General features: G+C 32.1%; 6 protein-coding genes. All 6 read left to right on the plus strand.

The genetic code is table 11. The features are described from left to right. Positions 1 to 122: 122 nt before the first annotated feature. A complete protein-coding gene (locus ACHZC3_RS10120; RefSeq protein WP_394759744.1) occupies positions 123 to 1,349 on the plus strand; it encodes an isocitrate dehydrogenase (NADP(+)) in 1,227 nt (408 codons plus the stop codon). A gap of 144 nt (positions 1,350 to 1,493) precedes the next feature. Next, entirely contained in the window at positions 1,494 to 3,866 is a 2,373-nt protein-coding gene (locus tag ACHZC3_RS10125; RefSeq protein ID WP_394759745.1) for a carboxypeptidase-like regulatory domain-containing protein, read from the plus strand. 4 nt (positions 3,867 to 3,870) lie between these two features. Then, positions 3,871 to 4,698 (plus strand): DUF4249 domain-containing protein, encoded by an 828-nt coding sequence (locus ACHZC3_RS10130; protein WP_394759746.1) that lies wholly within the window; start codon positions 3,871 to 3,873, stop codon positions 4,696 to 4,698. Positions 4,699 to 4,889: 191 nt separating this feature from the next. Continuing rightward, positions 4,890 to 5,552 (plus strand): thiamine diphosphokinase, encoded by a 663-nt coding sequence (locus ACHZC3_RS10135; RefSeq protein ID WP_394759747.1) that lies wholly within the window; start codon positions 4,890 to 4,892, stop codon positions 5,550 to 5,552. Between the two features lie 66 nt (positions 5,553 to 5,618). Next, positions 5,619 to 6,563 (plus strand): 23S rRNA (adenine(1618)-N(6))-methyltransferase RlmF, encoded by a 945-nt coding sequence (gene rlmF, locus ACHZC3_RS10140; protein ID WP_394759748.1) that lies wholly within the window; start codon positions 5,619 to 5,621, stop codon positions 6,561 to 6,563. Positions 6,564 to 6,627: 64 nt separating this feature from the next. Beyond that, a partial coding sequence (gene uvrB, locus ACHZC3_RS10145) for an excinuclease ABC subunit UvrB (RefSeq protein WP_394759749.1) occupies positions 6,628 to 8,182 on the plus strand: 1,555 nt, incomplete at its 3' end.

The raw sequence follows: 8,182 nt of genomic DNA on the forward strand, positions 1-8,182 counted from the left end.
AGTTTCAATTTTACGAAAAACACAAATCAATCGATATAGTCATTCAAAGTAATTATTTTAAAATTTGATTTCTTATATTTGCTATCAGAATTTACAAAAAAAATAAACTAACTTACATTATAATGGCAAAAATTAAAGTAGCCAATCCAGTTGTAGAATTGGATGGCGATGAAATGACAAGAATTATTTGGGCATTTATTAAAGACAAATTAATTCTTCCTTATTTAGAATTAGATATCAAATATTACGATTTAGGAATAGAAAGTCGTGAAGCTACAAAGGATCAAATAACTATCGATTCGGCAGAAGCAATCAAAAAATACAATGTAGGTATCAAATGTGCTACTATTACGCCAGATGAAGAACGTGTTAAAGAATTTAACCTTTCTAAAATGTGGAAATCTCCAAACGGAACAATCCGTAATATCGTTGGCGGAACCGTTTTTCGTGAGCCAATTATCATGAATAATGTTCCAAGATATGTACAAGGTTGGACAAAACCAATCGTAATTGGTCGTCACGCTTTTGGAGATCAATACAAAGCAACTGATACTGTTATAAAAGGAAAAGGAAAACTAACCATGACTTTTGTTCCTGAAAACGGAGGCGAAACTCAAAACTGGGAAGTTTATAACTTTGAAGGAGATGGAGTTGCTATGTCTATGTATAATACTGACGAAAGTATTTACGGATTTGCACATTCGTCTTTCCAAATGGCATTAACAAAAAAATGGCCATTATATTTATCTACAAAAAACACAATCTTAAAAGCTTACGACGGACGTTTTAAAGATATTTTTGAAGAAGTGTACCAAAGTGATTATAAATCTAAATTTGAAGCACTAAAAATCACTTACGAACACAGACTTATCGATGACATGGTTGCTTCTTGCATGAAATGGAATGGTGGTTTTGTTTGGGCTTGTAAAAACTACGATGGTGATGTTCAGTCAGACACTGTGGCGCAAGGATTTGGTTCATTAGGATTAATGACTTCTGTACTTGTAACTCCTGACGGAAAAACTGTTGAAGCAGAAGCTGCACACGGAACCGTAACACGTCATTACCGTATGCACCAACAAGGAAAAGCAACTTCTACTAACCCAATTGCATCAATTTTTGCTTGGACAAGAGGATTAGAACACAGAGGGAAATTAGACAATAATCAACCCTTGATCGATTTTTGTTTAAAACTAGAACAAGTTTGTGTAGAAACTGTAGAAAGCGGAAAAATGACTAAAGATTTAGCTACATTAGTAAAACCAGAAGGTTTAACCGATGCTGATTATTTAACTACCGAAGATTTCTTAGCAGCAATCAAAGAAAATTTAGATAAGAAATTAGCTTAATCTTTCTTTTATTTAAATAAATTAGAAAAAAGACAATCAGAAATGATTGTCTTTTTTTTTAACCATAGATTAACAGTTGATATGTAACAAAAATAGTATTAATTCGTCAAATTTGTAGTTCTTGAAATTGAAAATATAAAAGCTATGATTACAAAAAAAATCCTCACTCAATTCATTTTTTTATTCGCTTTTGCAACAAGTTTTGCGCAAGATAGATTTACTCTTTCAGGAATAATTTCAGATGCAAAAAATAATGAGACTCTTATAGGTGTAAACATTATTTCTAAAACCACCAAAGCTTTTGCTTTTACAAACGAATACGGATTTTATTCACTTACATTACCTAAAGGAGATTACGAAATCATAATTAGTTATGTGGGATTTCAAACTATTGAAGAAACTATTTCACTTACAGAAAACACGAAACGAAATTACAGCTTATCGGATTCTGGACAACAACTAGAAGAAGTTGTTATTACCGAAAAAACCAGATCTAACATTCGAAAACCAGAAATGAGTGTCAATAAAATGTCTATTACCACCATCAAGCAAATGCCTGTTGTTCTAGGAGAAGTTGATGTTCTAAAAGCTATATTATTTCTTCCAGGAGTTACAAATGCTGGTGAAGGACAATCTGGTTTTAATGTTCGTGGTGGTGGTGCAGATCAAAATTTAATTTTATTAGACGAAGCAACTATTTTTAATTCTTCTCACGTTTTTGGCTTTTTTTCGGTCTTTAATCCGGATGCGATAAAAGATTTAAAACTATACAAAGGAGGAATACCAGCACGTTTTGGAGGTAGAGCATCATCAGTTTTAGATATTTATCAGAAAGACGGAAACAGCAAAGATTTTCATGTAAATGGCGGAATTGGATTAATTTCTAGTCGTCTTCTTGCTGAAGGTCCAATTGTAAAAGACAAAGGTTCTTTTCTTATAGGCGGTCGTGCTTCGTATGCACATTTATTTCTGAAATTAACAGACAACAAGAATGTCGCTTATTTTTATGATTTAAATGCAAAATTAAATTACAAACTAAACAAGAATAACAACTTATATGTTTCTGGATATTTTGGTCGTGATGTTTTCTCGTTAAATAAAACTTTTACAAATACTTATGGAAATTCGACTTTAAACTTACGCTGGAATCATCTATATTCCGATAAACTATTTTCAAATTTATCGATGATTTATAGTGATTATTATTACGGATTAACATTAGATTTTATTGGCTTTAATTGGAATTCAGGTATTAAAAATTATAATCTTAAATATGATTTTAAATATTATTTGTCAGATAAAATAAAACTAAATTATGGTGTCAATGGTATTTATTATGACTTTAATCCCGGAACAATAGAACCTATAAATTCCGAATCTGGTATAAACTACAAACAATTAGAAAAAAAATATGCATTCGAACCTGCCCTATATATAGATGCAGAGCAAAAAATTACAGATAAATTAGCCGTAAATTATGGCTTGCGTTATAGTTTCTTTTATCGCTTAGGAAATTCGACTGTTAATATTTATGAAAATAACCAACCCGTGTTTTATGATTCAGATTTAAAAATTTATGAAAAAGCAAAACCCATTGGTACCGAATCTTTTGGGAAAAATAAAACTATAGCTAGTTTTAACAACCTAGAACCTCGTTTTTCTGTAGCTTATGAATTAAATAATAATCAATCGGTAAAAGCAAGTTATAATCGAATGGTACAATATTTACAACTCATTTCGAATACAGCCTCACCTACTCCACTTGATGTTTGGACACCAAGTGACAATTATATAAAACCTCAAATTGCAGACCAAGTTGCTGTTGGTTATTTTAATAATTTTAGTGACGATAAATATTCTGTTGAAATTGAAAGTTTTTACAAAAAAATACAAAACAGAATGGATTATATTGATGGTGCAGATCTAATTGCAAACGAAGCCATCGAACAAGTAATCCTAAATGGTAGAATGCGTTCCTATGGTTTAGAATTTTTAATCCGAAAAAACGAAGGAAAACTAAATGGCTGGATTGCTTATACGATTTCAAAATCACAACAGCAAACTCCAGGAAGAACTCCAAATGAAGTAGGTATAAATAACGGTGATTGGTATCGCTCTGCTTATGATAAGCTACATAATCTTGCCGTTACAAGTACTTATAATTTGAATAAAAAATGGACTTTTGGAGCTAATTTTACACTACAAACAGGCCAGCCAGTAACGTATCCTAACGGACAATATGTGTTTCAAGGAATAACTATTCCTAGTTACGGATTAAGAAACAAAAATAGCTTGCCAATTTACCATCATTTAGATATTTCGGCAACTTATGTTCCCAAACCTGACAAAAAGAACGGAAGACAAGGCGAATGGGTTTTTAGCATTTATAATGTTTATGCTCGAAAAAATGCAGCTTCAATAAGCTTCCGCCAAAATGCTGATTATGGCAATAATGAAGCTATTAAGTTATCAATCTTCGGAATTGTTCCATCTGTTTCTTATAATTTTAAATTCTAGAAAAATGAAAAATCTATTCAAATATTTAGCCTTAATAACAATAACTCTTTTTTTAACTAGTTGCGAAGATAAAGTAGACATTGCTCTAGACACAGCAGAACCTAAACTCGTTATAGATGCAGTTATAAAATGGCAAAAAGGAACTTCTGGGAACGACCAAAAAATAAAGTTAACAACCACAACAGATTACTACACCAACATAATTCCAGTAGTTTCTGGAGCGACTGTATATATAACAAATAGCATAAATACGGTTTTCAATTTCATAGAAACGCCAAATACTGGCGAATATGTTTGCACTAACTTTATTCCTGTTGTAAATGAAAATTATACATTAACAGTCATAAATAACGGACAAACTTATAAAGCTACAGATAAATTATTAGCCACACCAAATATTGATTCTATAAACCAAATAGCAGTTCCAGGCGTTGGAGGAACCGATTTAATTCAAGTCAAATTTTTCTACCAAGACAATGGGCTAGAAAATAATTTCTATTTAATTGGCTTTAAAAACAGTACGAAAGCATTTACTGAATTTGGAGTTATTAGAGATCGTTTTTTTCAAGGAAACCTAATGTTTGGTTTCTATACTGATGAAGATTTAAAAGCAGGCGATCAACTAGACATTTATTTACAAGGCATATCCGAACGTTACAATAATTACATGGAAAAACTACTTAATATTGCTGCAACCGATGGAGGAAACCCTTTTGCAACTCCACCAGCAACCTTAAGAGGAAATATTACAAATCAAACAAATGAACAAAATTTCCCCTTAGGATATTTTAGTTTAGGAGAGGTTGATACTGATATTTATACTGTTCAGTAGCTAATCCAGCTTTTCATTTCAAAAAAACAGAGAGAAAAACTGTTTTCTAAATTATAAAAAGAGCTTCTTTTAGTCGCTTTTTTATAGTAAGAAAACTAAAGTTTTCCTCTCTGTTTTGTTTTCCATTACAATATGGGCTATAAAACTATGAATTACTATATTTACATCCGAAATATAAAATATTCAATCAAATGTCTTCACATCACATCGTTCGGGACGACCAAGAACCAGCCTTAATAATTGCCAACGGAGCAGCTTGTAACGAAGAACTATTAGGACAATTACTAGAATGGTCTCCACTTGTAATTGTATTAGATTCGGCAATAGAACGAGTATTAGAATTAGGTATAAAAGTAGACGTCTTATTGGGTGATTTCGATCGTGGTTTCGATCCAGAGTATTACAAAGACAAACAATTTCCGCTCGAAATAGTATATGCGCCAAATCAAGACAAAACAGATTTAGAAAAAGCATTTGATTACCTTATTGAAAGAAAAATTCCAATGGTCAATGTAGTTTGGGCAACTGGAAAGCGAGCCGATCATACTATAACTAATATAACTAATATTGTCCGTTATAGAAACCAATTAAAAATTGTAATTATCGACGATCATTCTAAAATATTCTTATTACCCAATCGTTTCGAAAAATGGTACACTGCAAATACACCTATTTCATTAATCCCAATTGGGCATGTAAGCGGAATTCATTCCAAAAATTTATTTTATCCTCTAAAAGATGATAGTCTAATTATAGGTTACAGAACTGGAAGTAGCAACCATGTAAAACAAGATGGAATCGTCATTATCGAACACAAAGAAGGAGATTTACTTATGATGGAATGCTTCGATTAAATTCTATAAAAAAGTAATGTTAACTATCTGCTATTCTTGACTATCTTTGCAACCGAAATTAAGAATATGAAAGCGAACATAGTTACCGAAAAAACAAATCTACATCCAAGAAATAAACATAGATTTGGATACGATTTTAATGAATTAATAAAAACATCTCCCGAATTAAAAAATCATGTTTTTATAAATGAATATGACACACAAACCATCGATTTTAGTGATCCTGATGCTGTAAAAGCACTAAACAATGCATTATTAATAACCGATTACAATATTCAGAATTGGGATATTCCACAAGATTATCTTTGCCCACCAATTCCTGGAAGAGCCGATTATATTCATTACATAGCCGACTTATTAGCATCTACAAATGATGGAATTATTCCTGAAAGCGAAAATGTAGTTGGTTTAGACATAGGTATTGGCGCAAACTGTATCTATCCAATAATAGGGAATTCAGTTTACAACTGGAGTTTTGTTGGTACTGATATAGATGAGAATGCTATTCAGAATTGCAAAAAAATCATCGAACAGAATCCAAAATTAATTGATGCAATAAGTTTGCAACAGCAAGTAGAATCAAGATTTATTTTCAAAAATATTATTTTACCAGAGGATAAATTTACATTTACAATTTGCAATCCGCCTTTTCATAATTCATCAGCAGATGCAACAAAAGCTAGCATCCGAAAAGTAAATAATCTTACTGAAACCAGAACCAAGAATCCTGTACTCAATTTTGGTGGTCAAAACGCAGAACTTTGGTGTGATGGTGGCGAAATAGGGTTCATAACACAAATGATTTATGAATCTGCAAAATATCCTATGCAAGTACTTTGGTTTACCACTTTAGTTTCAAAAAAAGAAAATCTATCTAGCATATACAAAACGTTAAACAAGGTTCAAGCAGTTGAAATAAAAACCATTGATATGTCTCAAGGACAAAAAACTAGCCGAATTGTGGCTTGGACATTTTTGAGTGAAGTGCAACAAAAAGCTTGGAAATTTTAAGTTTTTGTAAACTTTTATTTCCTTAATTCCTTTGTATCTTTGTTTGTTTTTGAATTTATAATAAATGAACTTCCAAGTACAATCAGATTATCAGCCCAAAGGAGACCAACCACAAGCTATCGAAAAACTTTCGCGAGGCATTATTGATGAAGAGAAATACCAAACTTTACTAGGTGTTACTGGATCAGGAAAAACATTTACAGTTGCCAATGTTATTCAAGAAGTGCAACGTCCAACCTTAGTTTTAGCACACAACAAAACACTTGCGGCACAATTATATTCAGAATTCAAACAGTTTTTTCCTAATAATGCCGTAGAATATTTCGTTTCGTATTACGATTATTACCAACCCGAAGCCTTTATGCCAGTTACAGGCGTTTTCATCGAAAAAGATTTGTCTATCAATGAAGAATTGGAAAAAATGCGAATGTCTACCGTTTCTTCATTGCTTTCTGGCCGGCGTGATATTATTGTAGTTTCGTCAGTTTCTTGTTTATACGGTATTGGAAACCCTGTTGAATTTCAGAAAAATGTAATTCCAATAGAAAAAGGACAAATCATATCTCGAACCAAATTATTGCATCAGTTAGTGCAAAGTTTGTATTCTAGAACCGAAATGGATTTTAATCCAGGTAATTTTAGAATAAAAGGAGATACAGTCGATGTATATCCGAGTTATGCAGATGAAGCTTTTCGAATTCACTTTTTTGGTGATGAAATAGAAGAAATTGAAAGTTTTAATATAAAAACATCTCAAGTAACTGAAAAATTTGAAAAACTGACCATTTACCCAGCCAATATGTTTGTGACTTCACCCGATGTTTTACAAAATGCGATTTGGGAAATTCAGCAAGATTTGGTTAAACAAGTCGATTACTTCAAAGAAATAGGTAAACATCTCGAAGCAAAAAGATTAGAAGAACGTACCAATTTCGACCTCGAAATGATTCGAGAATTGGGTTATTGCTCAGGAATCGAAAATTATTCAAGATATCTTGATGGAAGAAGTACGGGAACTCGTCCGTTTTGTTTATTAGATTATTTCCCAAAAGATTATCTGATGGTGGTCGACGAAAGTCATGTAACGCTCTCACAAGTACATGCTATGTATGGTGGCGATAGGAGTCGTAAGGAAAACTTAGTCGAATATGGTTTCCGTTTACCGGCTGCAATGGATAATCGTCCGTTGAAATTTGATGAGTTTGAATCGATGCAAAACCAAGTAATTTATGTCTCGGCAACTCCTGCTGATTATGAATTACAAAAATGTGATGGAATATATATCGAGCAAGTGATTCGTCCAACTGGATTATTAGATCCAATTATAGAAATTCGCCCTAGTTTGAATCAAATAGATGATTTGATAGAAGAAATTCAAGTTCGAGCCGAAATTGACGAACGTGTTTTGGTAACTACTCTAACCAAAAGAATGGCAGAAGAATTGGCTAAATATTTAACAAAAGTAAATATTCGTTGTCGTTATATTCATTCGGAAGTTGATACCTTAGAAAGAATAGAAATTATGCAAGATTTACGAAAAGGTATTTTTGATGTTTTAATTGGTGTCAATTTACTTCGTGAAGGATTAGATTTACCCGAAGTATCTTTGGTTGCCATAC

Source organism: Flavobacterium sp., from assembly GCF_043720215.1.
In the GTDB taxonomy this organism is placed as follows: domain Bacteria; phylum Bacteroidota; class Bacteroidia; order Flavobacteriales; family Flavobacteriaceae; genus Flavobacterium.

Bases quoted from the DNA above. Each gene is read 5' to 3' on its own strand.
- ACHZC3_RS10125 (WP_394759745.1), top strand. From the start codon at position 1,494: ATGATTACAAAAAAAATCCTCACTCAATTCATTTTTTTATTCGCTTTT.
- ACHZC3_RS10120 (WP_394759744.1), top strand. From the start codon at position 123: ATGGCAAAAATTAAAGTAGCCAATCCAGTTGTAGAATTGGATGGCGAT.
- ACHZC3_RS10135 (WP_394759747.1), top strand. From the start codon at position 4,890: ATGTCTTCACATCACATCGTTCGGGACGACCAAGAACCAGCCTTAATA.
- rlmF (WP_394759748.1), top strand. From the start codon at position 5,619: ATGAAAGCGAACATAGTTACCGAAAAAACAAATCTACATCCAAGAAAT.
- ACHZC3_RS10130 (WP_394759746.1), top strand. From the start codon at position 3,871: ATGAAAAATCTATTCAAATATTTAGCCTTAATAACAATAACTCTTTTT.